Below are 25,830 nucleotides of genomic sequence, written 5' to 3'. Positions count from 1 at the left end.
TGCGCGCGGCCGTCCCGTCAGCGGGAGACGGCCTTCGCCCAGCCCTGAGCGACCGTCTCCTGCGCCTTCTCCAGTTGCGCGTCCGTCGGGAACTGCGGTGTTCCCTCGACCGTGGGCAGCCGCGCCGCGGCGGCCTTGTCCAGGGTGCCGTTCTGCCGCATGACGTCCATGAGCACCGGGCGGGCGTAGCCGTAGAGCCGGAGGTTCTGGCCCTCCGTGCTGAACAGGTACTCCTGCCACAGGCGGGCAGCCGCCGGATGCGGGGCTCTCTTGTTGACCGCCAGCGCGTAGTACTGGGCGAAGCTGCCGTCGAAGGGGATCGCGACCTGCCAGTCCACGCCCTTGTCCCGGAGCTGGTCGGCGTAGCCGAGGTTGACGTAGTCCCAGTTGATGCTGATGGGCGTCCTGCCGTCCTCGACCGTTGCCGAGGTGGACTCGAGGGGATTGAAGTTGCCTCTCCTGCTGAGTTCGGCGAAGAAGTCGAGACCGGGCTGGATGTCGTCGAACGACCCGTTGTTCGCCAGCGCGGCCGCGTAGACGCTGGCCAAGGCGGTACCCGACTTGGTCGGGTCGCCCTCCAGCGCGACCTTGCCCCGGTAGACGGGCTTCAGCAGATCGGCGAAGGTCTCCGGGCAGGGCTTGACCCGGTTGGCGTCGCAGCCGATGGAGATGTATCCCCCGTAGTTGTTGGACCAGCGGCCCTTCGAGTCCTTCTGATTGCCGGGGATCGAGTCGTAAGCGGCGACCTTGTACGGCGCGAGCAGGTTCTGCCCCGCTGCTCTTCGCGCGAAGGTGTCGCCCACGTCGATCACGTCGGGAGCCGTCGGCCGGTTCCCGCCCTTCCTCAGGGCGTTGATCTCGTCCTCGCTGTGGCCCTGCGGGTCCTCGTCCGTGACCTTGATCCCGTACTTCCTCTCGAACCCGGCGATCAGGCCGCCGTAGTTGGCCCAGTCGGGCGGAAGTGCGATCGCCCGGAGCGCGCCCTCCCGTTTCGCCGCCGCGACCAGCGCGCGCATGCCGCCCACGTCGGCGGCGGATGTGGCCACCGACGGCTTCTGGAGGCCGGCGGTCGGAGTGTTCTCGCAGGCGCTCAGGCCGCCCGGTGCCACGAGCGCGAAGCAGCCGAGGACGGCCGCTGCCCGGGCCCGGGGTGTGGTCACGACTGCTCCAGGGCGTGAGGGGGAATGGGGGCGGTCACGGAGGGAGGTCTGTGCACCGAGCTGAAGCCCGAGTCATGGTTGTCGCCCCGCAAGGGGCTGCAGAACGCTGCGTGCCCCCGTCGTGGATTCCGGAAGCTGCCGAGGGCCGAGAGCCGCGGTACCCCGGTCGGCGCGCACACGCGGTCCTGCCGGCCGCCGACAGCATCACGCAGTCCGAAGGGGCGAGCCTCCGCTGCACCTCCTGGGTCTACTGCACCGACGAAATGGGCGAAATGTTCATTGAGGCCAGGGTACCCGGCCGCCTCGATGGCGGAGCCCACCTGCGAAAGCCCGCGATCAGCGCGCTTCGATGGCACCCAGGACCCGCCGCGCCTGTGCTCCGCGTCGCGCCGGCGACCGTCCGGAGTGCACGATCCCCTCACAACGCCGTGTCGTCCCATTGGCCGAGCAGGATCTCGTCGGGTCCCTCCGCCCCCGGCGTGGCACCTTCGTGGAGGGATCGTTCGGCCCAGATGACCTTGCCGGTGGGTGTGTAGCGGGTCCCCCAGCGTGCGGCGAACTGGGCGACCAGGAAAAGTCCGCGGCCACCCTCGTCGGTCACGTTCGCCCGGCGCAGCCGGGGGGAGGTACTGCTGCCGTCGGAGACCTCGAAGATCACGGTACCCGCGGCGGAGCCGCTGATCGGCACCGTGCGAAGCAGTCGGACGGTGATGGGCTCGGTGCCGTAGCGAATGGCGTTGGTGATCAGCTCGCTCAGGATGAGTTCAGCGGTGAAGGTGAGCTGCTCCAGGCCCCACTCCGCCAGCCGGCGGGCGCAGGCGGTGCGCACCGGGGCCACCGCCGCCGGGTCACAGGGCACGTCCCACTCGGCCACCTGATCAGGGCCGAGTCGGTGGGTGCGGGCCACCAGCAGCGCGATGTCGTCCCTGGGCCGGTCGGGCAGCATGGCTTCCATCACCGCCGCACAGGTGGCCTCCGGGGTGCGATCGGGTCCTGTCAGGGCATCGCGCAAGGCCTCCAGGCCGGCGTCCGGATCGTGGCCGCGGCTCTCGATCAGTCCGTCGGTGTAGAGCACCAGCCGAGCCCCCTCGGGCACGATCAGCTCGGCACTCTCGACAGGCAGGCCGGCGCCCAGCCCCAGGGGCGGGGAGACGGGCACCTGGGGGAAGTCCACGGTCCCGTCGGGCAGGACCACCGCCGGTCCAGGATGGCCGGCGGTGGCCAGGAGCAGCTGCCCGGAGGTGGGATCGTAGACGGCGTACTGGCAGGTCGCCCCGGTGATCCCCGGCCTGTCCTGGCCGGCGTCGGCCTCCTCCGCGTCGATCTGGGCCACCAGCTCGTCCAGCCGGCCCAACAGTTCCTCCGCGGGCATGTCCAGGCTGGCGAAGTTGTGCACGGCGGTGCGCAGCCGGCCCATGGTCGCCGCGGCGTGCAGACCGTGGCCGACGACATCGCCGACCACCAGCGCGACCCGGGTGCCGGACAGCGGGATGACGTCGAACCAGTCCCCGCCGACCCCGGCCTGGGCCGGCAGATAGCGGTAGGCCACCTCCAGGGCGGACTGCTCGGGCAGCCCGCGTGGCAGCAGGCTGTGTTGAAGGGTGACGGCCATGGCGTGTTCGCGGGTGTAACGGCGGGCGTTGTCGATGCACACCGCCGCCCGGGCGGCCAGCTCCTCGGCGAAGGACACATCCTCGTCCTCGAACGAAGGTGAGCCGCTCGCCCGCCAGAAGCCCACCGTGCCCAGCACTGCGCCGCGGGCTCGCAGGGGGACCACGAGCAAGGAGTGGATGCCGTGGTCGAGGATCCGCTGAGCACGTCGAGGGTGCTGGGCCCGCCAGCTGATGGAGGTGCTCAGGTCCCTCACCAGGACCGACCGGCCGTCGGCCATCGCCGCAAAGACGGGGTGGCCGGGGACGAACCCGATCAGCGAGCCGACGGGGTGCAGGAGATGGTCCACATCCGGACCGGCGACAGCGGTACGGCGCATCTCGGTGATCCCGGCGGTCGCACCGGAGGCCTCCTCGCCCCGCAGGACCGGGTCCAGCAGCTCGACGGTGGCGACGTCGGCGAACCGGGGCACCGCCACCTCCGCCATTTCCTCGGCGGTGCGCTTCACGTCGAGCGTGGTGCCGATCCGCAGCCCGGCGTCGTAGATCAGGTTCAACCGCTCGCGAGCCGCCTCGGCCCTGCCGGACAGGGCCCGCAGCTCGGTGGTGTCCCGCAGCGTCACCACGCTGCCGACCGGTCCGTGAGGTGCGGTGAGCCGTTTGTTGACCGCGAGCAACAGGTCGGCCGCCATGTGCACCTCGTCGGTGGCGGGGCGGTCGGAGGCCAGCAGCTGGGCGAGGTCCTCCTCCAGCCCCAGATCGAGGACGGGGCGCCGCTCCCAGTCCGTCGGCAGGTCCAGCAGCCGCCGCGCCTCGTCGTTGGCCAGCAGCAGCCGACCGTCCCCGCCGATGATCAGCACCCCTTCCCGCACGGCGTGCAGGACCGCGTCGTGGTGCTCGTACATCCGGGTCATCTCGGCCGGGCCCAGGTCATGCGTCTGCCGCCGCAATCGACGGCTCACCAGGCCCGACCCGCCTGCGGCGACGACAAGTGCCGTGACGGCGCCGCCGAACAGGACCGGCAGCTGCCGGTCCAGTCGGTGCTGCACGTTCTCGACCCTGACAGGTACGGACACGATGGCGACGACCGAGCCGTCGGGAGCCCTGACGGGGACCGCCGAGATCACGGAGAGCCCCAGGGCCCCCTGAAACGTCCTGGTGAACGGCTTGCCGGTCGCCGCCTGCGCGTAGGGCCCGATGATGTGCTTCCCGATCTGACTCCGGTCGCTGTGGGTGAGGGTGATCCCGTCCAGCCTGTACACGATGACGGCGTCGACGCCCGCGGCCTTCCGGGCCGCCTCGGCGTGCGGCTGCAGCACCGCACTCGGGTTCGGGCTGTTCAGCGCCGCCACCACCCCCGGGGAGTTCGCGAACGTCTGCGCCGCGGCGAGCGTCCGGTTCCGGGCGTCCGCCATGGCGTCGCCTCGTGCCTGCACCACGAGGACCACCAGGGTGGCGGCGACGATCAGCACCACGACCACCAGTTGCAGAAGGAAGACCTGGCCGGCGAGGCTGCGCACGCTCAGCAGCGAGTGCAGGTGGCGCGGACGTCGCCCCGCCTCTCCCTCGCCAGGAGGCCGAACGTGCCCCTGTCGGCCTTCGTGACCTCGTACCGGACGAGGATTCCGACCGGGCCCGTGGATCCCCCCGGGCCCGCCAGAATCACCACGCCCGGATTGGTCCGATTCTGCGCGCATATCCCCTTTCTATCGCTTCTGAGTCACCGGCCACGAGGATGACCGGGGCGAGCCGGACCGAACAGCGGCGGTGACGGGCGTCATGACCGACTCGGAGACCGGAGCGCCCGAACCTCCACACCGGGAGCCTTCGACTGCCCGCCGCGCCGCCCGGCGCCACCCGCTGCGGGGCGTGGACACCCCGGACGACCTGGGCACCGTGGCCTGGGATGCCCGCGCCCAGGACTCAGGGCTCCGATCTCAGGACTCAGGGCTCAGGGCTCAGGGCTCACGGCTCAGATCCCAGAACTCAGGGCTCAGGGCTCACGGCTCAGATCCCAGGACTCAGAGCTCACACAGGTACTCGTCCCGATCCGCTTCGACAAGGCGAAAGCGATGCGCAGCGGCGCCGTGCGATCTTCGCGATGCCGATGCCGTTGTCGCGCCGACTCGGCCATCGGTTACAGACCGCATTACCTCCCCCTTGGACATGTCCCACAGCGCCGGCACACCTCCCCGTAGTCACGGTTCACTTGGCAGTACTCCCGTAGCCACGGTTCACTTGGCAGTGCTCGATTCAGGCACCTGCGGCGGTGACGACGGCGTCCGTGGCGAAGCCGAGCAGCAGGCCGAGGAGGATGCACCAGGTGGTGAGTGTCTTCAGCCCGGCCTTGCGGGCGACTGCCAGCAGTTCGATGACGACGTAGAGGATCGAGCCCGCGGCGAGGCCGAGGAAGGCGATCGACAGGGTGTCGTTGACCAGATGCTGGCCGACGAGCGTGCCGAGGAACGTGGGGCCGCCGCCGATCAGGCCGAGCAGCAACAGCGTGGGCCAGGAGGGGCGTTCACCTTCGGCGGCCAGGGGCGCGACGATGCCGAAGCCCTCGGTCGCGTTGTGCAGGCCGAACCCGATGATCAGCAGGACGGCGAGGGACAGCTCCCCCTGGGCGGCGGAGTTGCCGATGGCGAGGCCCTCGGCGAAGTTGTGCAGGCCGATGCCGGTGGCGATCATCAGCGCCAGTGAGGCTGCCTGGCTGCGGGTCTTCGGGGCCAGCTCAGCGGTGGCTGCGGCACCGGGCCCGGCAGGTCGCGAGGAGGCGGCACGCCGACGGGCGATCCAGCTGTCGTAGTGCACGAGTCCGGCCAGTCCGATCGTCAGGCCGGCGATCAGTGTGATCCCGCCCGAGGCGACGGTTCCCCAGTCGTGCTTGCTCAGCGCCCCGTCGATCGGCTCCCAGGCGTGGGCCAGTACGTCCCAGACGAGGAAGATCAGGATGCCGATCGCCACGGCGTTGAGTCCCGCCCTGAGACGGGGCGTGGGTGTGCGAAGGCGGCCGAGGGGGAGGCCGAGGTAGATGGTGAAGCCTGCGATGGCGCCGAGCAGGGCGATGTTCGCACTGGACATGGGGACTCTCCGGTCTTGTCGTGCACAGGAAGCGCCCAGAAAGTAAGGCAGGCAAGGCTTGCCTAACAAGCCCCTGAGGGGTGACCTCGGCAAAGCTTGGCGAAGTCATTGCATCAAGGTCGGCCTGTCGACTTGCGCAGGTCGCGGGAACGGCACGCGATGATCACGCTTGCGTCGCGATCGAGGTCCGGTCGCCCGCGGCACCTGATCCAGAAGACTCACTTTAGATAAGCCTTACCTAAATCCCCTGTGAGTGTTCTAGAACTCGCCTGTGTCCGCCCTGCCCTCGGAGCCGTCTGTGTCCCACCAGCCCGGGCCCGCTCGACGGCTGGGACTGCACGACGCATGGTGGACGGTCACGGCTGCGGCGCTCGCGGCCTGCCTGGCGCTGTCGGCCTGCGCCGGGGATGTCGCTGCACCTGTGGAGGGTGGACGCCACCCTCCACACCGCAGCACTCTTCGTGCACCTGGCCTCTCTCGTGCTCGGCTTCGGAGCCGTCCTGGTCGCCGACTATCACGCACTCCTCTACCTCACGGGGCGGTGCTCCCTGCGCGACACCCCGGGCGCCTGCCCCTGGACGGGATCCCCCTGGCCTCGCACGTACGGCGGCACACCCGTGAACAGCAGCGACGCATCCAATTGGCCCCCCAGAACCCCCTCGCCGCCCTCAATCCGAGGCGTACCGTCGGACATCAGCCGGCCCGGCCCCTGCGCCTGCACACAGCTCTGCCCAAGAGCGCGCTTCCGGATCGCATCGCCGAACTCCTCGCCCAGGTCGAACTCCCGGCCGACCACGCCCACCGCTACCCCGGCGAACTGTCCGGCGGACAGCGCCAGCGCGTCTCCATCGCCCGTGCCCTGGCCGCCGACCCCGACATCCTGCTCTGCGACGAAGTCACCTCGGCCCTCGACGCCGCCACCGCCACCGCCACCGCCACCGCCACCGCCACCGGCGTGATGGACCTGCTGACCACCCTGCGCGAGCGGCACCGCACCACCCTCGTCGTGGTCTCCCACGAGCACCGCCTCGTCCCCCGCTACACCGACACCGTCCATCTCCTCGACTCCAGCCGCGTCACGGACAGCGGTCCGACCGCCCACGTCCTGTCGAGGGCACAGAGCCACGACCGCGCCCTCGCGCTCGGTCGCGAACTGCACATCGCGTCGCCGGCGGCCCCGCCACTGCGCCGTCGCACCGGGTGGCCGGCGTGAGACGGCCAGGACATCCGGTGACGGGGGTGTCACCGGGGCATCCCGCGTCACACGTCAACGACCGGGCGAGCGCGGCTCTGCCACCGGTTACGGCCGGTGCTCCCTGCTCTCCTGACGCTCGTGACGCTCGTGACCGCCGGGACAGGAGCCGGGTGCGTACCGATGCTCCAACGGCGCGCCGGCAGTACCCGCGTGCACCGCACACTGTGCCCACTGCGCGCTGTCCACCATGTGATCGCTGTCGGAAGCGGCGTTGGCCAAACTGGCACAGCACACCGCCAGCAGCAGGCCGCCCGCCACGAGGGGGAGGCTCCGGCGTGCGGGAGGCGGGGCCAGCAGAGCCCGCACCCGCTGCGGCACCGCCCCGCCGGTGACGGCCAGGGCGCGGGATCGTGACACCCCGGCCGATGCCAGAGCCGCGCGCCCTACGGCGTGAGCGACCACCTTGCGGTCGCCGACACGCTCGGCGGCCTCCTCGTCGGCCCAGCGTTCCAGGACGAAACCGCCGGCGACGGCCACGGGCCGCAGCAGCGGGTTCAAGGCCGCGGTAAGCCGCCACACGCTCTGGAACAGGTGGTGACGGCCACGCAGATGCGCCCGCTCGTGGGCGAGCAGGGCCTCGCGCTCGCCGTCGCCGAGACAGCGCAGCATTCCCCGGGAGACCACGATGCGTCCCGGCGTGCCGGGCAGGGCAAAGGCCAGCGGTGCCTCGTCGTCCACCACCGCCAGCTCCGTGTCCCCGGGAAGGTGGGCACATTCCAGTCGCGCCCGCATGAGGTGGCGGACCTGCCGTACGGCGGCGACGACCAGCGAGACGACGCCGACAGCCAACACCAGCGCACTCGCGGCCGCGACAACGCGGTACACCGGATCCTCGGCGCGCAGCGCGGCCACGGACCAGCGGCCCTCGGCGGCGACCTGCGGCACCTGGGCCAGGCCGGTGAAGGCCAGGAGAGCGAGTGCCCCCGCCCAGCCGATCGCCGTCACGAGCGCGGCACAGGCCAGGGCCCAAGCAGCAGGGCGCGGGGGCAGCAGACGCGCGAGCCGCGGCCCGACGACAGCGAGCACGACCGTGACGGCGAACGGGACGTAGACGCTGACCAGCATCCGGCTCACCTCTTCCCGCGAGAGCGCTCACCCTCGGCGGGTGTCTCGTTGTGCCCGGACAGCAGCTGGTGCAGCAGGTGCTCGTCCTGCGCCGACAGTTCCGACACGAAACGAGCCAGCACCGCCTCGCGATCGGAGCCGCCTTCGAGCAGGGAGTGCATGCGATGGGCGGTGTGGGACGCCTCGTCGCGGGCCGGCTCGTAGGCATATCCGCGGCCTTCGCGGTGCCGCACGAGCATGCCCTTCTCATGCAGCCTGGTCAGGATGGTCAACACGGTCGTGTAGGCCAGGTCGCCCGGCACCTGCTTCCGGACCTCACGTGCGGTCAGAGGTCCATCGGCGGCCCAGAGCGCTGCGAGCACATCGCTCTCCAGCTCGCCGCGCGCCCGCCTGCCGGCTGCCCCTCGGGTCTGCTCGTGTCCTTGGTCCTCCACCGTTCGCCTTTCTTCGTCCGCGTCCGTACAGGCTACCCGGCGACCAACTACTAGTTGTAGGAGGTATGCTCCGGACTTCGAACCTCGGACTACTACATCTCGTAGAATTCCGTCGCTCCCTTCACGTGCGGAGGAAAGCCCATGCCCCACGCCGGAAGCACAGCGCCCGGACTCGCCCCAGCGGGCTTGATTCCGCAGCAGCGGACCACGACGACACACGCGGGCCGGATCACGGTCGTGTCCGCGAGCGTCGGAGCCGGCCACGACGGCGCGGCCGCGGAACTCGCCCGACGCCTTGCGGCGGACGGATTCACCGTGGACCGGTTCGACCTGCTGGATCTGCTGCCGGCCCACCTGGGCCGTGCCGTCCAGGAGGGCTACCACCGGATGCTCGTCCGCGCCCCATGGGCCTATCAGCGGATCTACTCCAGCACCGAGCGCACCGGGGGCGGCGGCCCGGCCGCACGGGCGCTGCTCCGCACGGCCGAGGACAGGTTGTCGCGTGCCCTTCATCCAGGCACCGGAGCAGTCGTGTCCACCTACCCGGGAGCCAGCCGGGTTCTGGGCAACCTGCGCTTGAAGAGGCGTGTGAACGTTCCCGTCCTGACGTATCTGACGGATTTCTCGGTACATCCGTTGTGGGTGGCAGACGGCGTCGACGTCCATCTGGCCGCTCACGCCGTACCCGCCGCCCAAGCGCGGGCCGCAGGGGCACGGGACGTGCGGGTGTGCGGCCCGGTCACCGCCCCCCGGTTCCGCCCCTGCGACGCAGAGCAGCGGGCCCGGGCACGCGCGGCGTTCGGGCTGCCGGAGGGGGCTCCACTGGCCCTGCTGGTCGCCGGGTCGTGGGGCGTCGGTCCGGTCCGCAAGGTGGCCCTGGAGCTGCGCGACTGCGGCGCGGCCGTTCCGGTCGTCGTGTGCGGCCGGAACGAAGCCCTCGCCGAGCAGCTGCGCGCGGACGGTATCGATCACGCCTACGGCTGGGTCGACGACATGCCCAGCCTGATGCACGCCGCGGACGTCCTCGTCCAGAACGCCGGAGGGCTCACGTCGCTGGAAGCGTTCGCCTCCGGTTTGCCCGTCGCCAGTTACCGCTGCATACCGGGGCACGGGCTGACGAATGCGGCTGCCCTGGACGCGGCCGGTGCGGCCGTATGGGTGCGCGACCCGGCCGACCTCGAAGCGGTGCTGTGCGACCTGATCGACGGTCCGCTCGGGGAGCATCAGCGGGCGGCCGGCCTCGCCCTGTTCCCCCGGACTCCGGAGGGTGGCCCGGCGGCGGAGATAGCGCGCGTGCACCGTACGGGCCTCCTCCCCGACGGCGATCGGAAGCCCCCGCCGCGGCGGCGCGGTCCGCGCCGGCTCGCTGCCACCGCCGCGGTCGCATCCGCCATGTGGGCGTGCGCCGTCGGCACGGGGATGGCGACGACGTACGACGGTCCGGGCCTCATGCACGCCATCGGAAGCGGCCTCGACCTGGACGGCTTCATGGGCCACCACGCCCACCGGCCGGGGGAGCACCACTCGTGAACGCCGCCCGGACACTTCGCACGGCCGCTGTCACAGCCCTGCCGGCTCTTGCCGTCGCCCATGCCGCGCCGGTGATCTCCACCTTCGGGCCACTGCGCAACCGACTCATGCCCTGCCTGTCGGGCCGGGGCCGCCCCGACCACGTGGCCCTGACCTTCGACGACGGACCCGATCCCCGCTCCACCCCGCACTTTCTACGGCTGCTCGCCGACCGCCGGGTGCACGGCACGTTCTTCCTGCTCGGCAGCGAGGCGCACCGCTCCCCCGCTCTGGTCCGGGAGATCGCCGCCGCCGGCCACGAGATCGGCATCCACGGCTGGCTGCACCGCCCGCTGCTCCTACGCGGCCCCCGCGCCACCCGCGACGACTTCACCCGGGCCCGCGACCTCGTAACCGACCTCACCGGGCAGCCGCCCACGCTCTTCCGACCCCCGTACGGCGTCATGTCGACCGCAGCCCATCTGGCGGCCCGCCGCCTCGGACTCGCCCCGGTCCTGTGGACCTGCTGGGGGGAGGACTGGACCGCACGCGCCACCCCGGCGTCCGTACACCGCACCGTCACTGCCGACCTCGACGGCGGTGGCACAATCCTCCTCCACGACTCCGACTGCACCTCCGCGCCCGGCGCATGGCGCTCGGCCCTCGGCGCACTCCCTCGGATTCTCGACACGTGCGAAGAACGCGGCTACTCGGTCGGCCGGCTACGCGACCACGGATGGCCCCAGCCGGAAACGGGCCGGCGGGAACACCCCTCACCCATTCATCGTCTACAGTTCCGTAGACGGTCTACTTCATTGTAGTCAATCACTCCCGTCCTCTCCCCGATGCCACATCGTCCCCGCAGAAGGGCTTGGCCCGAATGACCCCACCGCTGCACTTCACCTCCCAGCTCGCCGTGAACGTGCTCGACGCCCAGTCGCTGCTGGCCGCCTTCGGAGTGCTGGGCGTCGGCGTGGTGCTGTTCGCCGAGACGGGACTGCTGATCGGTTTCTTCCTGCCCGGCGATTCCCTGTTGTTCACCGCCGGCCTGCTGTGCACAGGAGCGGCCGACCGGCCCGTGAAGTTGTCCCTTGCGCCGCTGCTGGTCGTGGCGGCCGTCGGCGCACTGGCCGGGGCGCAGTGCGGGTACATGATCGGCCGCAAGGCGGGCGGTGCTCTGATTTCCCGCAGCCGGTCTCCGCGGTTGCACGAGGGGGTCAAACGGGCCGAGGAACTGCTGGAGCGGTACGGGCACGCCAAGGCGGTCGTACTGGCCCGGTTCATCCCGGTGGTGCGCACGGTGCTCAACCCGATCGCGGGCGCGCTGGAGGTCCCGGCGCGGACCTTCACCCTGTGGCAGGTGACCGGGGGCTTGGTCTGGTCCCTGGGGATCATCCTGGCTGGATACGCGCTGGGCTCGTCGATCCCGAACGTCGACCACTATCTGCTGCCGCTGGTCGCGCTGATCGTCGTCGTGTCGCTGTCCCCTCTTCTCCTCGAGTTTCTGCGCAGCCGCCGGGCCGCCAAGCCGAAGGAAGGGCGTCGGTGATTCCTGCCCTGCGTCGCGTCGGCCGTCGCCGGCGCCGGCGTGAAGACGGCGGTGTTCGAGGGCGAGGCGACATACAGGGTCACCAGCCTGGGCAAGCCCCCCGTCACCGCATGAGCCGCCACAACTTCTCTCGTCCCGCCGAAGTCACCGGCTTCGGCGGGTGGCTCCTGTTCGGTGCGCCGACCGTGCCGGTTGCCGACCGTACCGGCCCGCTCGGGCCCGACGGCCGATCGCTTTCCTGGTCGATCGGGCACCGCCCCCAGGCGCCGACGGCCGTAGCCCGCGGGGTGAGGACCACCGGGGCCGGTGTCGTCCCCTATATCCTGGCCGTGGTGGTCGGGCTGGTCGCGGGTCGCACGGCGCGGCAACGGCTGCGGGCCATGGCCACTCTGCGTCGCCCGCCTGGCCCGGGGACAGACTCGGCGACACGGCGTCACGGACCTGATGCAGCGTGCACGTCAACCGTAGGTGGACCGGGCCACACACGCCACAGGCTTCGCCCTTCCCCAGGGTCACAGCAGCACATCGGTCATGACGACCGGGCTGGTGATCATCACGGTGACCCTGCGTACCCCGGGCGGTCCGGCCCGCACCGGTGGCCGGCAGTCTGCGGCCGGCCGGCACGGCGCCTCCGGTCAATGGCCCGACGGCTGCCCGAATCGTTCACCGTGGGCATGGCCCGCACGTCCGAGGAGTCGACGGATGACCATGCGCCCGAAGATCCTGGTCGTTGAGGACGATCACGCCTTGCGGGACGTGCTGCGCCGCGGCCTGTCCGAGGAGGGCTTCGACCCCGTCCTCGCCACCGACGGCGCGACGGCTCTACGGCTGACAACCGAGGACGTCGCGGCAGCCATCCTCGACATCGGGCTGCCGGACGCGGACGGGCGAGACGTGTGCCAGGCCATGCGTGCCAATGGCTTCCACGCGCCGGTCATCTTCCTCACCGCCCGGCACCAGCTCTCGGACCGGCTGTCCGGGTTCTCGGCCGGAGGCGACGACTACCTGCCCAAACCCTTCCACCTCGCCGAACTCGCCGCCCGCCTGAGAGCAGCGCTCCGCCGGACAGTCCCGCAGCCTGCGGCCACGGCCGGCGACCTCGTCCTGGACGCGGTCGAGCACAGCGTGACCGTGGGCGACCTCCACCTCTCTCTGTCCCCCACGGAGTTCCGGCTCCTGGCCGCACTGGCCGCCGCGAACGGAGCCCTCGTGCCCCGCCGCGCCCTCGTCCGGGCAGGTTGGCCCGAGGGGGCGCAGGTCAGCGACAACACTCTGGATCAGTACCTGACCCGGCTGCGCCGCAAGTTGCGCGAGGTGGGCAGCGACCTGACCATCAGCACGACACGCGGATTGGGACACCGGTTGTCATGAAGGACTACTTCCGCCGCCTGGCGCCACGCACCCTGCGTGGTCGCCTCTCCTTGGTCGCGCTGACCACTGCCGCGCTTCTGATGACCGTGCTGACCGTGGTGTTCAACGTCATGGTGGACCGGCACCTGCGCAACCAGGCAGACGACGAACTTCGCAATCGCGCGGCCGCCGCCGCCTCGACCGTCGACACGCGAGGTTCCCGGGTGCGCGTCCTGGAGACCGCCGGCGACCAGTTCCTCGACGCGAACGTGTGGATCTACAGCGGTGCCCGTGTGATCGAGAAGCCACCGTCCGCCACAGCGCAGAGTCCGCTTTCCCTGGCCGCCGGCCGACTCGCCGCCCAGAAGCGGCACGCCTGTATCACGGCCGCCGAAAGCCCCGGCTCCGTCCGCCTGTGCGCCCAGCCCCTGCACGACAAGCACGCCGTCACCGTCGTGACGGCCCTGGCTCTCGGCCCCTATCGCAGTTCGGCCGACGTCCTGCTGCTGGGCTCGCTGGCCCTGGACGCCGCGATGCTCGTGTGCACCTACGCGCTGACACGTCTCGCGGTCGGCCGGGCCCTGCACCCGGTGCGAACCATGACCGATCAGGCCATGCAGCGCAGCGCCGTGGCGTCCGTCGAACGCTTCGGCGCAGCGGAACACCCGGCCGAACTCGCCCGCCTCGGTGCCTCGCTGGACGCCCTGCTGGACCGTATACGCACCGTGCTGTGCCATGAACAGCAGCTCACCGGAGAGCTGTCCCACGAGCTGCGCACCCCGCTGACCCGGATCATCATCGAACTCGACTGGTGGCGGGCCCGGCCACGCACGGACGCCGAGACACAGGCCACTCACGAGGTGATCGCCGAGGCCGCCCAGTCCATGCGCACCATCTGCGACACATTGCTCCATGAGGCCCGCGAAAGCATGCCGAGCCCGTCGAAGACCCCCGGCACAACCGACGTCGTGCTCGTACTCGGACGCCTGGTCGAACAGCTCGACCCGCGGGTATCGGTGAAGGTCGTAGTGGAGGCCGAAGACCCGGAGCTGGAGGCGGGGGTCACGCCTGCTGTCCTCGAGCGCGTCGTCAGCCCGCTGCTCTCCAACGCCCTGCGCCACGCCCGCTCCAGCGTGGCCATCCGCGTCCGACGGGCCGTGGGTGCCGTGCGGATCGACATCACCGACGACGGCCCCGGCGTACCCTGGACGTTTCTGAGCGAACTGTTCCAGCCCGGCCGCCGCGCCGACTGCACCGACGGTCACGACGGGGCGGGCCTGGGGCTGCCGCTCGCGCGACGCCTGGCCCGCTCCGTCGGCGGCGAGGTGTCCTACGACCGCGGGCACACCCCCGGGGCTCGATTCACCGTCACCCTGCCCGCCGGGTGACCGCTCCTGCTCCATGCGAGCCGGCCCCCGACCAGTGCCCCAACAGGCAACGTTCGCCCCGGGCCAACGTTGCCTGCCGGGGCACTAGCTTCGACGACCGACCGGTTGCCGGTTGTGTCGTGGCTGAGCGGTGGGAGCAATCCTGCGGTGGCTCATGGAAGGGTTCCGCGTACGTGCTGTCGTGACGGGTCGCAGCCGCACGACGGCGTCCAGGCCGCCGCCCGGTTCCGCGAGCAACGTGACGTCGCCACCGCCGGCGTCGGTGAGTCGCTGAACCATGGACAGTCCCAGGCCCGTGCCGTCGTGGTGCGTGTCTGCGCCACGCCAGAACCGGTCGAAGGCTCGTTTCCGGTCGGTCTCGCTCATGCCCGGGCCTTGGTCAACGACGTGCAGTTCGACCAAGGCCGGCCATCGGTCCCCCTCAGCCGGTGCGGCTGCGATCGCCAGAGTGATGGTGGTCCCGGGAGGAGAAACATGAAGCGCGTTGGAGAGCAGGTTGTCGATGATCTGCTCGAGTGCGCCGGAGACCGCCCACACCTGCCCGCCACTGTTACCGGTCACAGTAATTCCGACGCTCTGTTCGGCGGCGAAGGCCGTCCACATGGCCGCCCGGTCGGCAACGACCGCATCGAGGTCGACGCTCTCGGGGGTGATCGCCGAGTTCTCCAGCCGCGCAAGAGCGAGCAGTCCTTGGACCATGCGGCTGAGTCGCCCCACTTCGCCGATCGCTTCGTTGAGGCTGGCCTGGGCGCAGGCAGCGAGGTGGGGCTCGAAGTTCTCCAGACGCAGGTGCAGGGACGTCAGCGGCGTCTTCAGCTGATGCGAGGCCTCAGAGGCGAATGCCTCCTGGGTTTGGAGCAGGTGTTGGAGCCGAGTGGCCGTGCGGGTGAAGGTGGCGGCGAGCCGACGAAGCTCCGGCGGGCCGCGATCGGCGGCAGGAGGGTCGGTGAGGCGGCCCTCGGCCAACTGCGTCGTGGCTTGCTCCAGGGCCCGCAGGGGACGGGTGGTCCAGCGGGCGAAGACGAACCCGACCAGGGCGACGGCGGCCAGCACACCGACGGCAACGAGAGCCAGTGCCATCCACGTCGCGTGGACCTTCTCGGTGAGGGGCGCCATCGAGTAGAGCGTCCGCACGACGCATGGGGTGGGGTCGCTGGAAGTGCCGGGCACGGTCACGAACAGGACCTTGTCGCCCGGGGCGACATCTTCACTGATACCCGTGGCGGGTCGACCCCGTAGGGCCATGGCGACGTCCGGCTCGGAGGAGAGGTTTCTGCCCACCGCGGAGGAGGTGGCCGTATCGGTGAGGACTCTTCCCCAGCGGTCGATGACGATGACACTGCTGCCGGTCCGCCGAGCATAGCCCCGCGCAATCTCGGGAAGGTCCGCGGCCAGACCGTGCTCCAGTTTCTCCTCGCACACGGCAGCGAACGTCACGGCGCCCAGTTCCGCCGTGTTCGAGAAACGGCTCAGCTCGCTGCGTGCGTAGACGAAGCCGAACGGCACTTCGAGGGCGAGCAGGACCAGCAGTATGAGGCTGAGATAGCTCAACAGGAGGCGACGGCTCATCGGCGTCCCCGCCGCGGCTCTGGCCGTACCGGCGCAGAGACCAGGTGGTCCGCAGGCGGGACCAGGCGGAACCCGATGCCACGGATGTTCTCGATCCATGACGGGTCACCGAGTTTGCGGCGCAGCGCGGCGATGTGCACATCCAGTGTCTTCGTGGGCCCGAAGTAGTCCGGCTCCCAGACCGTGTCGAGGATCTGCTGGCGGGAGCAGACGGCTCCGGGATCCTCGGCGAGGCACACGAGCAGGTCGAACTCCTTGGGAGCCAGGGCGATCGGCACCGCTTGCAGGCACACCTGACGGGTGCGGCGATCGATGCTCAGCGGGCCGATCCACTGCGCGTTGTCGCACGTGCCCGTGATCTCCCAGCCACCGGACACGGCGGGGGGAACTCCGTCGAAGGGACTGGTGCGGGCCCGGCGAGTAACCGCCCGGATGCGTGCGACCAGCTCCCGGACTCCGAACGGCTTCGACACATAGTCGTCCGCGCCCAGTTCGAGGCCGAGCACCCTGTCCACCTCGGAGTCACGGGCGGTGATCATGATGATCGGCACAGAGGAGCGCGCTCGCAGCGCCCGGCAGACGTCGATGCCGTCCATGTCCGGCAGCCCCAGGTCCAGCAACACCATCGCCGGCTCTGCTGCCGCCAGGCCCTCGGCGCCGGTCCGGGCGTGTTCCACGGTGAACCCGAAACGGTGCAGACCCTCCGCCAGGGGCTCGGCCACCCGGTCGTCGTCCTCGATCAGCAAAACGTGCATACCGACAGGCTCACGCACTCCAGCCCCGGCGCGCGTCTCATCGCCGCGCCACTCCCCCGTCCCGGTGATTTCGCACTCGCCGCGTTGCCGATAAAAGAAGTCTGATGAAGAGCTTCGTAGGTGAATCCGCCAGACAGTGGACGCATTCACCTAAAAAAGTTCCGGGACATCAAACGAATCGCCAGCACGGAGTTAGCAATGAGACAAGGACCGGGGCGTCGGACCGCCTCAGACCCCCGTCGGCAACGCACGACAGTCCAGTAAGTGCTCTACATCTTCGGGAGCTTGGCCTCGGTACGACCCCGTCGACTGCGCACACCCCGCGCACCCCTCCCATGGCGCCTCCCCGCCATGTCCCGTGCTCGGGCGTCCACGTTTTCATGCATTCGCCGTCCTGCCGGCGTGGCACCCGCTGTATGTGCGCTGGATTCTCCTTTACAGGACGTCGCCTAGGGTCCGAAGTGCGGCACCGCGTACCAGGGACGCCGCATGGAGAAATACCTTCTCGACTCCTGGGGATGCCCATGCCTGGTCAAGAACCCTGCCATCTCATCGAATACTCGTTCGATTGCAGCCAAAGGCGATGAAGATGCCCGAAACGACGATCGACGCGACGATCGGCGAACTGAGCAGGACGCGCCCGGATCTCGTGCAGCCGTTCATGATGGCGCTCGCGGGGGCAAGGGCTACTGTGCTTGCCCGTCTGTGGGGCGCCTTCGGACGAGAGCCTCTTCCCGGGCTGGCTGCGCGACGGCAGGACGCGGAGACACTGATCGTCGATCTGCGCAACGGGGGCCGCCTCACCGGACCCGAGTCCTGCGCCCGGCGGTTCGCTCAGGTGCCGGACGACTTCACCGTGGCAGGACCCGAAGGACCGATCCGTGAACCGGCCGCACTGCTCGCGCAGCTGGGCCTGCGCACTCGCGCCGCGAGTCGCCTCGCGGAGGAACTCGACAACAGCGTGGTGAACCTCGCGCTGGCCCGCGCAGCGAATGGCCACCTGCCCTCTGCGCTCCACGATTCGGTCGATGCCGAGCAGGCAGTGGTGGACGGCCATCCGCAGCACCCCTGCTGCCGCACACGGAGTGGCATGAGCGTCACCGACGTGCTCGCCTACGCGCCCGAGCACCACCCGGTGATCGACCTCGCCCTGGTTCCGGTCCCGGCGGACCGCTGGCTGGGTGCCGGCAGCTGGCCGGACGAGCTGCGGGACGACGGCACGTTCCTGCTGCCGGTCCACCCCTGGCAGCGGGACCACGTGCTGGTGCGCCACCCCGAACTCGTTCCGACACGACGAACGATCCGGGCCCGCCCCCTGTTGTCGCTGCGCACGCTGGCGCCCGGTACCGGCTTGGCAGGCTGCCACATCAAGACCTCGCTCGACGTACAGGTCACCAACTACCTTCGCACCATCTCACCCGTGGAGGTCGCCGACGGACCGCCCCTGTCGGACCTGGTGTCGGCGGTCCTCGACAAGTCCGGGTTCGGCGAAGGTCTGAGGATCCTGCGCGAGCTGGGCGGCGGGGCCGTACGGGTGAACGGGCAGGCATCCGCGAGCCTCGCGGCCATGATCAGAGAATCCCCCGACTCGCACCTAGGGGTCGGAGAGGTCGCCGTACCCCTGACCTCGGTGCACGCGACCGGAGCCGCTGTCGTGGCGGGTGATCCGGTGCGCTGGCTGATGGACTTCGCCGAACTCGTGCTGCCTCCCGTGCTCACCCTGCTGTCCATGGGAGTGGCGCTGGAGGCCCACGGCCAGAACACACTCGTCGTGCTGCGGGACGGCCGGCCGGTACGCGTGCTCTACCGGGACCTGGACGGGGTGCGGGTCAGTCCGCACCGACTGTCCGACTACGGCTACGCGCTGCCGCCCCTGGCCGGGACCCGCGCCGGCGATGACGTCGACACGCTGCACAGCAAGCTGTTCGGTGCACTGATCAGCGGGGTGTTCAGCGAACTGGTCGAGGTCCTGGCACGAACCAGGGCAGCCGATCCCGCGGAGCTGTGGGCAACGGTGGCAGAGGCCGGCCGCAGTGTGTACGCCGAGCTACCGGACAGCGATGATGCCGCAGCCTTCTTCGGCGCGACCGTACCGCTCAAGGCGACCATTGCCATGCGCCTGGCCGACGCTCCGGGCAGGGCGCAGTGGACCGCTGCCCCCAATCCACTCGCTCTGCATCGCTGACCTTCGTGTGCCCACCCTGACCCGATGGTCGGCACATGACTCCTTCCCGCCCTGCCGGGAGCGACTGAAGCACCGCCTCCGACGCCCTGGAGCCACCCATGACCACGTCCACTACCGTCCCGAACGGCACCATGCCGACCGATCCGACAGCGGCGACGCCTACCACGCCTGCTCAGACCGCCGACACCGTCACCACCCACACCCTCCTCAACTGCCTGATCCGCGAGGTGTCCGCACCCGAGCGCCAGGTGACCGTCGACCGCGACCACCTGCTGCTGCGCCTGCCCCGCCGCGACCTGCTGCTGCGAGCACGGCTGCGCCGGGTATCGCTGATCGGCGCACACCGGTTCCAGGGCCCCCTCCAGCGACTCACCGAGACCGCATGGGTTCCCGTCGGCTGGCACGAACTGGCCGCCTATGTCATGGAGGAGTTGGAACTGCGCACCGGTCACGCCAACGGTGAGTTCCTGGATCAGGTGGCCGACAGCCGCGAGACCATCCGCGCGGCCCTCGAACACCGGGCGCACACGATGCCGCAGCAAGACCCGTATGTGGCCTCGGAACAAGCTCTCGTCTTCGGCCATCGCTTCCACCCCACCCCGAAAGCCCGCACCGGTGACACAGCGGACTGGCTGGCGTACGGACCGGAAACCGGCGCCCGCTTCCGGCTGCGTCACCTGGCCGTGCGCCGTCATCTGGTGCAGGAGGAAGGCGACGTGACCGAACTCGACGCGCTGTGCCCGGTGACCGACCCGGAGTTCGTGACGCTCCCGGTGCACCCCTGGCAGTTCCGGCTGCTGAGCCGGCACAACCGTCTGCGTGCGGCGATGGCCGCGGGGGACGTACTCGACAAGGGCGTGAACGGACCCGAGTTCGCGCCGACCGCGTCGGTCCGCACGCTGTATCAGCCGGACACCGACACGTTCCTCAAGTTCAGTCTGAACATCCGTCTCACCAACTGCGTCCGCAAGCACGCCAGTTACGAGTTGCCCGGTGCCGTTGCCCTGAACGGCCTGCTCCAACCCGTCATGGACCGGTTGGCCGAACGCTTTCCCGGGTGCGCACTGCTCGAGGAACCCGGGTACCGCACCTTCGCCGCAGACGGCGACACCGCGCTGGTGGAGGGATTCGGTGTCATCGTCCGCTCCGGACTACTCCCCCACCTGCGCCCCGGGGTGACCCCACTGCTCGCTGCCGCGATTGCGGACGAGTACGCCACCAGCGCCGCCCACGTCTCCCACCTGCTCGCACGGGGCAACCAGGATGTCCTGAGCTGGTGGGACACCTACCTCCGGCTGCTGCTGCCGCCGGTGTTGAGCGCGTACTTCGAACATGGCGTCGTCATGGAACCACACCTGCAGAACGTCGTGGTCGGCGTGCACGCCGACGGAGCGCCGGCACAGATGCTCTTCCGGGACCTGGAGGGGACCAAGTTGCTGCCACACCACCACGCGCGTTTCCTCGCCACCCTTCCCGATGATGTGCGACAGCCCCTCACCTACGACGTCGAACAGGGCTGGAACCGGGTCGCGTACTGCCTCCTGGTGAATCACGTCTCGGAGGTGCTGGGCGCCCTCGCCGACCTCGAACCGACTCTGGAATCGGCACTGTGGGGCGTGGTCCGCGACCGTCTCGACGCATACGCCCGTACCGCCGGCAGACCACCACGTCTGCGCGCCCTGCTCTCAGGCGTCCCGCTGCCCGCCAAGGCCAATCTCCTCCTGCGCTGGGCCCGCAAAGCCGACCGGCACGCCACCTATGTGCCCCTGCCCAGCCCGCTGGGCGCCTGCTTCCCAAGGGAGTTGAACCAGTGAAAGAGTCGTTGCTCCACCACGTCCGCCACCTCCCCGACACTCAACTTCCTTCCTACGTCTACGATTTGCCGAGCCTGCGGCAGCACACACGGTCCATCCGCGCCACGCTGCCTCGTCGCGTGGAGCTGCTGTACGCGGTGAAGGCCAACCCCGATCCACACCTTCTGCAGGCCCTGGCCGAGCAGGTCGACGGATTCGAGGTTGCGTCCGGCGGCGAACTACGTCATGTCCGTGCCCTCTTGCCCGACGCGGCGATCGTCTTCGGCGGCCCCGGCAAGACTTCGACCGATCTCGACGAGGCGCTGTCCGCCGGTGTGGAACGCCTGCACGTCGACAGCGAGCAAGAGCTGCGCCTCCTGACGAGCGTCATGGGCCACCGCACCTCCGACATCCTCCTGCGCGTCAACGCGCCCGTGGTGATGCGGCAGACGGCACTGACCATGGGGGGCGGGCCCAGCCCCTTCGGGCTGGATCCCTCCCAGTTGGACCGATGCCTGCGGATCATCGCCGACGACGAGCGCATCCGACTGCAAGGGCTCCATGTCCACCTGGCGAGCGGCCTGGACGCCCGAGCCCATCTGGCCCTGGTCGACGAAGTGGTGAGCTGGGCAGACTGCTGGAGGCGCCAGCGGGGGACCGAGCTGACCGAGATCAATGTCGGCGGAGGCATGGGCGTCGACTACGACCGCCCGCACAAGACATTCGACTGGTCCGCCTTCGGCACCGGACTCCAGCGGATCCTCGCACGCCACCCCGGTCTGACGTTGAAAATCGAACCCGGCCGGTCGGTCACGGCCTACTGCGGCACATACGTCACCCGGGTTCTGGACGTCAAATTCAGCCGGGGCGAAGCGTTCGCCGTCCTCCGCGGAGGTACGCACCATTTGCGCACGCCCGCCGCGAAACAGCACGACCAGCCTTTCGAGATCGTTCCCGACGACGCGTGGCACCTTCCCTGGATCCGCCCAGAGGTACGCGACGAGCCGGTGACTCTCGTCGGTCAACTCTGCACACCCAAGGACGTGCTGGCCCGCCGGATCATGATCAACCGACTGCGAGTCGGCGACCGCATCGCCTTCGCCATGGCCGGCGCCTACGCCTGGAACATCTCCCACCAGGGCTTCCTCATGCACCCCCACCCCACCTTCCACCATCACGACGAGGGGGACCGGCCCGTGCCGTACAAGTGTGTCTGCCGGACCGCATGAGTGCGTACACCCGCACCCCCGCCCCCCAGCAGCCACAGACGCCGGGCGCGGTGCTCGCCACCCTGGCCATCCCGGCCTTCCGCCGATATCTGCTCGGCCAGCTGACCTCGAACGTCGGCACCTGGATGCAGCGTGCAGCCCAGGACCTGCTGGTCCTGCATCTCACCGGCAACAACGGCAGCGCTGTCGGCATGGTGACCGCACTTCAGTTTCTCCCCCAGACGCTGTTCAGTCTGGCTGGAGGCGTCCTGGCCGATCGCTGCTCCAAACGCCGACTCCTGCTGGTCACCCACACCGGCATGGCCGTACAGTCCCTGCTGCTCGGCCTCTTCACCGTCACCGGAGCGGTGAGTCTTCCCATGGTGTACGCCCTGGCCTTCGCCCTTGGCACAGCCACCGCCATCGACAGCCCGGCACGCAGCGCCTTCGTCTCCGAACTGGTCACACGCGAGCGAGTGGCGACTGCGGTCAGTCTCAATTCCACCCAGTTCAACGTCGCCCGCATCCTCGGCCCCGCGGCAGCGGGGCTGACAGCGGCGGCCGTCGGGGTCGGCCCGGTGTTCCTCATCAACGCCGTCTCGTACCTGGCAGTCCTGTACGGTCTGCTCGCCCCCGTCGGCGGCCTCCAAGGCCCTGCCCCGTCCGAGCACGGCGGCACAAGGTTGCGCGACGCGTTCCGGCACATCGCGTCAACGCCCGAGCTTCGTCTGCCCATCACCCTCATCGCCTTCGTGAGCACCTTCGGCTTCAATTTCCAGGTCACCACCTCCCTGATGGCGATCACCGTCTTCCACTCGGACGCCGCGGCCTTCGGCTGTCTCTCGGCTGGATACGCGGTCGGCAGCCTCGTGGGCGCGATACTCGGCGCAAGGATCAAACGGCCGCCCACGGGACGGCGCCTGGTCACTGCCACGGTCGCCTTCGGTCTGCTGGAGGCGACGCTGGGACTGATGCCCGGCTACAACACGTTCCTGGCCCTGCTCGTTCCGACCGGCTACGCCGCCGTGACCATCACCATGACCGCCAACTCCCTGATCCAGCTCCACGCCGAACCGCATCTGCGCGGCCGCGTCCTGTCCGCCTACTTCCTCGTACTCCTCGGCGGCACCCCCGTCGGCGCCCCCCTGGTCGGTCTCGTCTCCGACGCCTACGGCGCACGCTGGACCCTGCTGCTCGGCGGCCTCGTCTCGACGTTGGCAGCGGTGACCTGCTCACCATGGACGTTCATGCTCCAGCGGCAGGCTCCGCCAGGACGCACGGGCGACCAGGCAGGCGAACGCCTCGTCGACACGCCGGACTTTGGACCCAGGCGGTAGACCTTTTCGGGGTGCGCGCCTGAGGCCGTCGGCAAGTTCGAGCACGCACCGGAGCGGCGGTCGGCCACTCCTCCCCACCGTGTGGCGGACGCCCGGCGTCACTGGGATGGGGGGCCCTGAACGCATGGCCCCCAACCTGTCGGAGCGGTCAGCGGTTCGCGGGCCCATGACAGCGGGCGCTGCCGGAGTCGGTGTAGCCGGTGCCGTTGGCAGCCTGGTAGGTCCACGAGTAGCCCGTCGGCTTCAGGCTGAAACGGCTGACACCGTAGGAGGCGTCGTTGCCGGTGACACGGTTCGGGGACTGGTCCGCAGGGGCCAGAGTGTCCAGCCCCTCGCCTCCAGTGCCGATGATGAACTCGGTGATGCCCTTGTGAGCATCCACCTTGCCCTGCGGATTCTGCGGCGCGAACCGGGCGTAGAGGTGCTCGTGCCCATTGAGTACGACGTCGACGCCGGCCTTGTGGAGCAGCGGCCACCACTCTGTCTGCGACATCTTCCCCTCGTCGGAGGGTGAGGCGCTGGCGCTGAACGCCGGCTGGTGCCAGTAGGCCAGTGTGCACGTGGCGCCGTCGGCGGCGAGGTCGTCCCGCAACCATGCCGCCTGCTGCTTCACCCAGGTACCGTCCGGGGAGCAACCGCCGGTCTGTACGGCGCATTCGGCGTTGAGGGAGATGATGTGCCAGGCGCCCAGGTCGTAGGAGTACCAGCCCCGGCCGGCGGTGCCCGCCTGGCCGTGCGCGCGGGGCACGGGCTGGCCCTCGGCGTCGGTGAGCGGGCTGCCGGTGGAGTCCAGGCTGCGGCCGTTGTAGTACGAGTAGTAGCCGGAGCCGTCGACTCCCTTCTCTCCGTCCTTGTAGTCGTAGAACTCGTGGTTGCCGGGTGCCGGTCGCTGGAGGTACTTGAACGCGCCGTAGGTCCGGTCGAAGGAGCCCATGAAGTCGTTGTAGCGGCCGACTTGGTACTGCTCGTCGCCCAGCAGGGCCACCAGGTCGGGCTGCATGGTCTCGATCTGGTCGGCCGTGAGCGTCTGGGCGTTCTGGCGGGTGCCGTCGCACAGGTACTTGTGGTCGACTCCCTCGGCGTCCCCGTCGGGCTCGCACGCGATGTCCCCGACCGCCGCGAGGACCGCCGTGCGGTCCGACGTGGGCTGGTACGGCCAGGGGTTGTGGACGCTCTCGGCCGTCGCGGCGGTGGCGGTGAGCAGCAGGGCGCCGGTCGCGGCCAGGGCGGCGAGGGTGCGACGTCTCATTCCAGCAGGCTCCTTCCCCGCCCCGTCCGATCGGAGCGGACGGGGCGTCATGGTTGCGGTCATCGGCGCACGCCACCCGGCCGGTGGGCGAACTGCGGCTGGAGAGAGGATGACTGTTCGGCGCCGGCAAGCGCCCCAGGTCGCCACGTGGGCGGTGCGGCCGACCGTCCCCTTCGGCTGTCTCGGGGATCCACCGCCCCACTGCCTGCTGCAAGCCCCAAGCAGCAGGCACCGATTCCTGTTGTCGGCAGCGCTGTCTGCCGACTCGCTCCGAGCCGGGTGTCGGGCACGGGTGCTCTTGGGTGTTGACCGTTCCCTTTGCTTCATCGGGGTGGCGATGGGTCGCCGGTCGAGTGTGCCGGCCGTCGGGTGCGGTCATCCGTCGGGCACTGCTATGGGACGGCCTGGGTGGCGGCGCCGGGTTCGGCAGTCAGGAGCGGTCGCAGCGCGCCGCGGCTCAGGGCCGCGACCAGAGGGGTGGCCCAGCGACGGAGTGCCAGGCTGGTGAGGTAGGCGACGGGCAACGCGACGACCACGGAACCGAGTACGTCGTGCGGGTAGTGGGCACCGACGTAGACGCGGCTGAAGCCCTCCACCACGGCGAACACCGCGGCAATGACGCTCAGGCGGCGGTCCAGCAGGAACAGGGCGGCGACCGCAGCGGCCGCCACAGTGCTGTGCCCGCTGGGGAAGGCGTAGTCCGACGGTGCGGGGCAGGTATCCACGAGGTAGGCGTGAGGCATCGACCGGCAGGGACGTATCTCGCCCACGACCTTCTTGATCACCTCGGCAACGGCGAAAGCGGTCACGACGGCGACCGGTGCGGCCAGGGCGACGGCCATCGGCTGGGCGCCGCGGCGGCGCGCGGCCCACCAGCCCATGACCATGAGGACCGCGAAAACGCCCAGGCCGAGGTTGGTCCACAACTCCATCGGAGTGTTGAGCCATCTGGTGTCGCGGGCGAAATCCGTGACAGAGGTGAACAAAGATCCGTCGATGCCGGATCCGTCGAAAGCCAGCTGCGCGGTGGCGGCCGCGGTCATAGCGAGACGTCCTTCCCTGAGAGCACGTCGTGTGAGACAGGCACGTGGCGACGCGGTACGGGCACGCGCCACCGGACGACCCCTCCGCCTTGCATGCTGATAACTACGCAGTGACGTGAAGGTGTCCGCTCAGCAAATCTACTACACGTCGTAGAAGTAAAGACTCGGAGCGGTCCGCTGCCCTCGTGCCCTAGGTGTATTGCCCTGTGAGGTTGGGGACGCGGCTGGCGGGTGGTTGGCCCTTGAGCGCGGTGTGTCCGCGGTGGTGATTGTAGGTGTGCAGCCACTCG

Annotated in this window: 19 protein-coding genes and 1 pseudogene; 10 read left to right on the top strand and 10 right to left on the bottom strand. The window is 69.9% G+C overall.

Going from position 1 to position 25,830, the window contains the following annotated elements; all coding sequences use genetic code 11:
* Positions 1 to 17: 17 nt before the first annotated feature.
* From ACFZCP_RS06920 to ACFZCP_RS06910, 3 genes are all read right to left on the bottom strand, one after another.
* Positions 18 to 1,160, bottom strand: coding sequence for an extracellular solute-binding protein (locus ACFZCP_RS06920; RefSeq protein WP_391424779.1), 1,143 nt, complete (start codon positions 1,158 to 1,160; stop codon positions 18 to 20).
* A gap of 418 nt (positions 1,161 to 1,578) precedes the next feature.
* Positions 1,579 to 4,290 carry a SpoIIE family protein phosphatase gene (locus ACFZCP_RS06915; RefSeq protein ID WP_391424777.1) on the bottom strand — a complete coding sequence of 904 codons (2,712 nt, stop codon included), beginning with the start codon at positions 4,288 to 4,290 and terminating at the stop codon, positions 1,579 to 1,581.
* Positions 4,291 to 5,023: 733 nt separating this feature from the next.
* On the bottom strand, positions 5,024 to 5,851 hold the full coding sequence (locus tag ACFZCP_RS06910) for a ZIP family metal transporter (protein WP_362684239.1): 828 nt from the start codon (positions 5,849 to 5,851) through the stop codon (positions 5,024 to 5,026).
* A 541-nt stretch (positions 5,852 to 6,392) separates the two neighbouring features.
* Here ACFZCP_RS06910 and ACFZCP_RS06905 point away from each other — a divergent pair.
* Positions 6,393 to 7,064, top strand: a complete 672-nt coding sequence (locus tag ACFZCP_RS06905) for an ATP-binding cassette domain-containing protein (protein WP_391424775.1) — start codon at positions 6,393 to 6,395, stop codon at positions 7,062 to 7,064.
* A gap of 87 nt (positions 7,065 to 7,151) precedes the next feature.
* Here the strand turns inward: ACFZCP_RS06905 and ACFZCP_RS06900 are convergent, their stop codons facing one another.
* Both ACFZCP_RS06900 and ACFZCP_RS06895 read right to left on the bottom strand, forming a co-directional pair.
* The gene (locus tag ACFZCP_RS06900; protein ID WP_391424773.1) at positions 7,152 to 8,171 is read right to left on the bottom strand and encodes a M48 family metalloprotease; all 1,020 of its coding nucleotides are present in this window, start codon (positions 8,169 to 8,171) and stop codon (positions 7,152 to 7,154) included.
* A 5-nt stretch (positions 8,172 to 8,176) separates the two neighbouring features.
* Positions 8,177 to 8,605 carry a BlaI/MecI/CopY family transcriptional regulator gene (locus ACFZCP_RS06895; protein WP_391424771.1) on the bottom strand — a complete coding sequence of 143 codons (429 nt, stop codon included), beginning with the start codon at positions 8,603 to 8,605 and terminating at the stop codon, positions 8,177 to 8,179.
* Positions 8,606 to 8,746: 141 nt separating this feature from the next.
* On the opposite strand from ACFZCP_RS06895, the gene ACFZCP_RS06890 reads away from it, so the two are divergent.
* The 5 genes from ACFZCP_RS06890 (at position 8,747) to ACFZCP_RS06870 (ending at position 14,401) form a co-directional block, all read left to right on the top strand.
* Positions 8,747 to 10,135, top strand: coding sequence for a glycosyltransferase (locus ACFZCP_RS06890; RefSeq protein WP_391424769.1), 1,389 nt, complete (start codon positions 8,747 to 8,749; stop codon positions 10,133 to 10,135).
* Positions 10,132 to 10,935, top strand: a complete 804-nt coding sequence (locus ACFZCP_RS06885; RefSeq protein WP_391424767.1) for a polysaccharide deacetylase family protein — start codon at positions 10,132 to 10,134, stop codon at positions 10,933 to 10,935. The genes ACFZCP_RS06890 and ACFZCP_RS06885 overlap by 4 nt, the downstream gene beginning before the upstream one ends.
* A 59-nt stretch (positions 10,936 to 10,994) precedes the next feature.
* Positions 10,995 to 11,663 carry a VTT domain-containing protein gene (locus tag ACFZCP_RS06880; RefSeq protein ID WP_391424764.1) on the top strand — a complete coding sequence of 223 codons (669 nt, stop codon included), beginning with the start codon at positions 10,995 to 10,997 and terminating at the stop codon, positions 11,661 to 11,663.
* Between the two features lie 708 nt (positions 11,664 to 12,371).
* Complete coding sequence (locus ACFZCP_RS06875) at positions 12,372 to 13,034, top strand: response regulator transcription factor (protein ID WP_362684347.1); 663 nt, start codon at positions 12,372 to 12,374, stop codon at positions 13,032 to 13,034.
* Positions 13,031 to 14,401, top strand: a complete 1,371-nt coding sequence (locus ACFZCP_RS06870; protein WP_391424762.1) for an ATP-binding protein — start codon at positions 13,031 to 13,033, stop codon at positions 14,399 to 14,401. The genes ACFZCP_RS06875 and ACFZCP_RS06870 overlap by 4 nt, the downstream gene beginning before the upstream one ends.
* A gap of 84 nt (positions 14,402 to 14,485) precedes the next feature.
* Here the strand turns inward: ACFZCP_RS06870 and ACFZCP_RS06865 are convergent, their stop codons facing one another.
* Positions 14,486 to 15,970, bottom strand: a complete 1,485-nt coding sequence (locus tag ACFZCP_RS06865; protein ID WP_391424760.1) for an ATP-binding protein — start codon at positions 15,968 to 15,970, stop codon at positions 14,486 to 14,488.
* On the bottom strand, positions 15,967 to 16,725 hold the full coding sequence (locus ACFZCP_RS06860) for a response regulator transcription factor (protein ID WP_362684266.1): 759 nt from the start codon (positions 16,723 to 16,725) through the stop codon (positions 15,967 to 15,969). The genes ACFZCP_RS06865 and ACFZCP_RS06860 overlap by 4 nt, the downstream gene beginning before the upstream one ends.
* A 589-nt stretch (positions 16,726 to 17,314) precedes the next feature.
* On the opposite strand from ACFZCP_RS06860, the gene ACFZCP_RS06855 reads away from it, so the two are divergent.
* The 4 genes from ACFZCP_RS06855 (at position 17,315) to ACFZCP_RS06840 (ending at position 23,248) form a co-directional block, all read left to right on the top strand.
* Positions 17,315 to 18,910, top strand: coding sequence for an IucA/IucC family protein (locus ACFZCP_RS06855; RefSeq protein WP_391424758.1), 1,596 nt, complete (start codon positions 17,315 to 17,317; stop codon positions 18,908 to 18,910).
* Positions 18,911 to 19,008: 98 nt separating this feature from the next.
* Positions 19,009 to 20,724 carry an IucA/IucC family protein gene (locus ACFZCP_RS06850; RefSeq protein ID WP_391424756.1) on the top strand — a complete coding sequence of 572 codons (1,716 nt, stop codon included), beginning with the start codon at positions 19,009 to 19,011 and terminating at the stop codon, positions 20,722 to 20,724.
* Positions 20,721 to 21,932: an alanine racemase gene (locus ACFZCP_RS06845; RefSeq protein ID WP_391424754.1), complete on the top strand. Its 1,212-nt coding sequence runs from the start codon at positions 20,721 to 20,723 to the stop codon at positions 21,930 to 21,932. The genes ACFZCP_RS06850 and ACFZCP_RS06845 overlap by 4 nt, the downstream gene beginning before the upstream one ends.
* Positions 21,929 to 23,248: an MFS transporter gene (locus ACFZCP_RS06840; RefSeq protein WP_391424752.1), complete on the top strand. Its 1,320-nt coding sequence runs from the start codon at positions 21,929 to 21,931 to the stop codon at positions 23,246 to 23,248. The genes ACFZCP_RS06845 and ACFZCP_RS06840 overlap by 4 nt, the downstream gene beginning before the upstream one ends.
* A gap of 148 nt (positions 23,249 to 23,396) precedes the next feature.
* Here ACFZCP_RS06840 and ACFZCP_RS06835 read toward each other — a convergent pair whose 3' ends face one another.
* From ACFZCP_RS06835 to ACFZCP_RS06825, 3 genes and pseudogenes are all read right to left on the bottom strand, one after another.
* Complete coding sequence (locus tag ACFZCP_RS06835; protein ID WP_391424750.1) at positions 23,397 to 24,497, bottom strand: metallophosphoesterase; 1,101 nt, start codon at positions 24,495 to 24,497, stop codon at positions 23,397 to 23,399.
* 392 nt (positions 24,498 to 24,889) lie between these two features.
* Positions 24,890 to 25,540, bottom strand: a complete 651-nt coding sequence (locus tag ACFZCP_RS06830; RefSeq protein ID WP_391424748.1) for a phosphatase PAP2 family protein — start codon at positions 25,538 to 25,540, stop codon at positions 24,890 to 24,892.
* Positions 25,541 to 25,730: 190 nt separating this feature from the next.
* Positions 25,731 to 25,830 (bottom strand): annotated as a pseudogene (locus ACFZCP_RS06825) (IS481 family transposase); the annotation flags it as partial.

It is taken from the genome of Streptomyces sp. NPDC007971 (genome assembly GCF_042958635.1).
In the GTDB taxonomy this organism is placed as follows: Bacteria; Actinomycetota; Actinomycetes; order Streptomycetales; family Streptomycetaceae; genus Streptomyces.
Note: the sequence above shows the minus strand (reverse complement) of the source record. Positions and strands in the feature narration are given on the sequence as shown.

Bases quoted from the DNA above. Each gene is read 5' to 3' on its own strand.
- ACFZCP_RS06875 (WP_362684347.1), top strand. From the start codon at position 12,372: ATGCGCCCGAAGATCCTGGTCGTTGAGGACGATCACGCCTTGCGGGAC.
- ACFZCP_RS06840 (WP_391424752.1), top strand. From the start codon at position 21,929: ATGAGTGCGTACACCCGCACCCCCGCCCCCCAGCAGCCACAGACGCCG.
- ACFZCP_RS06850 (WP_391424756.1), top strand. From the start codon at position 19,009: ATGACCACGTCCACTACCGTCCCGAACGGCACCATGCCGACCGATCCG.
- ACFZCP_RS06830 (WP_391424748.1), bottom strand. From the start codon at position 25,540: ATGACCGCGGCCGCCACCGCGCAGCTGGCTTTCGACGGATCCGGCATC.
- ACFZCP_RS06855 (WP_391424758.1), top strand. From the start codon at position 17,315: ATGCCCGAAACGACGATCGACGCGACGATCGGCGAACTGAGCAGGACG.
- ACFZCP_RS06835 (WP_391424750.1), bottom strand. From the start codon at position 24,497: ATGAGACGTCGCACCCTCGCCGCCCTGGCCGCGACCGGCGCCCTGCTG.
- ACFZCP_RS06865 (WP_391424760.1), bottom strand. From the start codon at position 15,970: ATGAGCCGTCGCCTCCTGTTGAGCTATCTCAGCCTCATACTGCTGGTC.
- ACFZCP_RS06900 (WP_391424773.1), bottom strand. From the start codon at position 8,171: ATGCTGGTCAGCGTCTACGTCCCGTTCGCCGTCACGGTCGTGCTCGCT.
- ACFZCP_RS06870 (WP_391424762.1), top strand. From the start codon at position 13,031: ATGAAGGACTACTTCCGCCGCCTGGCGCCACGCACCCTGCGTGGTCGC.
- ACFZCP_RS06910 (WP_362684239.1), bottom strand. From the start codon at position 5,851: ATGTCCAGTGCGAACATCGCCCTGCTCGGCGCCATCGCAGGCTTCACC.
- ACFZCP_RS06890 (WP_391424769.1), top strand. From the start codon at position 8,747: ATGCCCCACGCCGGAAGCACAGCGCCCGGACTCGCCCCAGCGGGCTTG.
- ACFZCP_RS06880 (WP_391424764.1), top strand. From the start codon at position 10,995: ATGACCCCACCGCTGCACTTCACCTCCCAGCTCGCCGTGAACGTGCTC.
- ACFZCP_RS06860 (WP_362684266.1), bottom strand. From the start codon at position 16,725: ATGCACGTTTTGCTGATCGAGGACGACGACCGGGTGGCCGAGCCCCTG.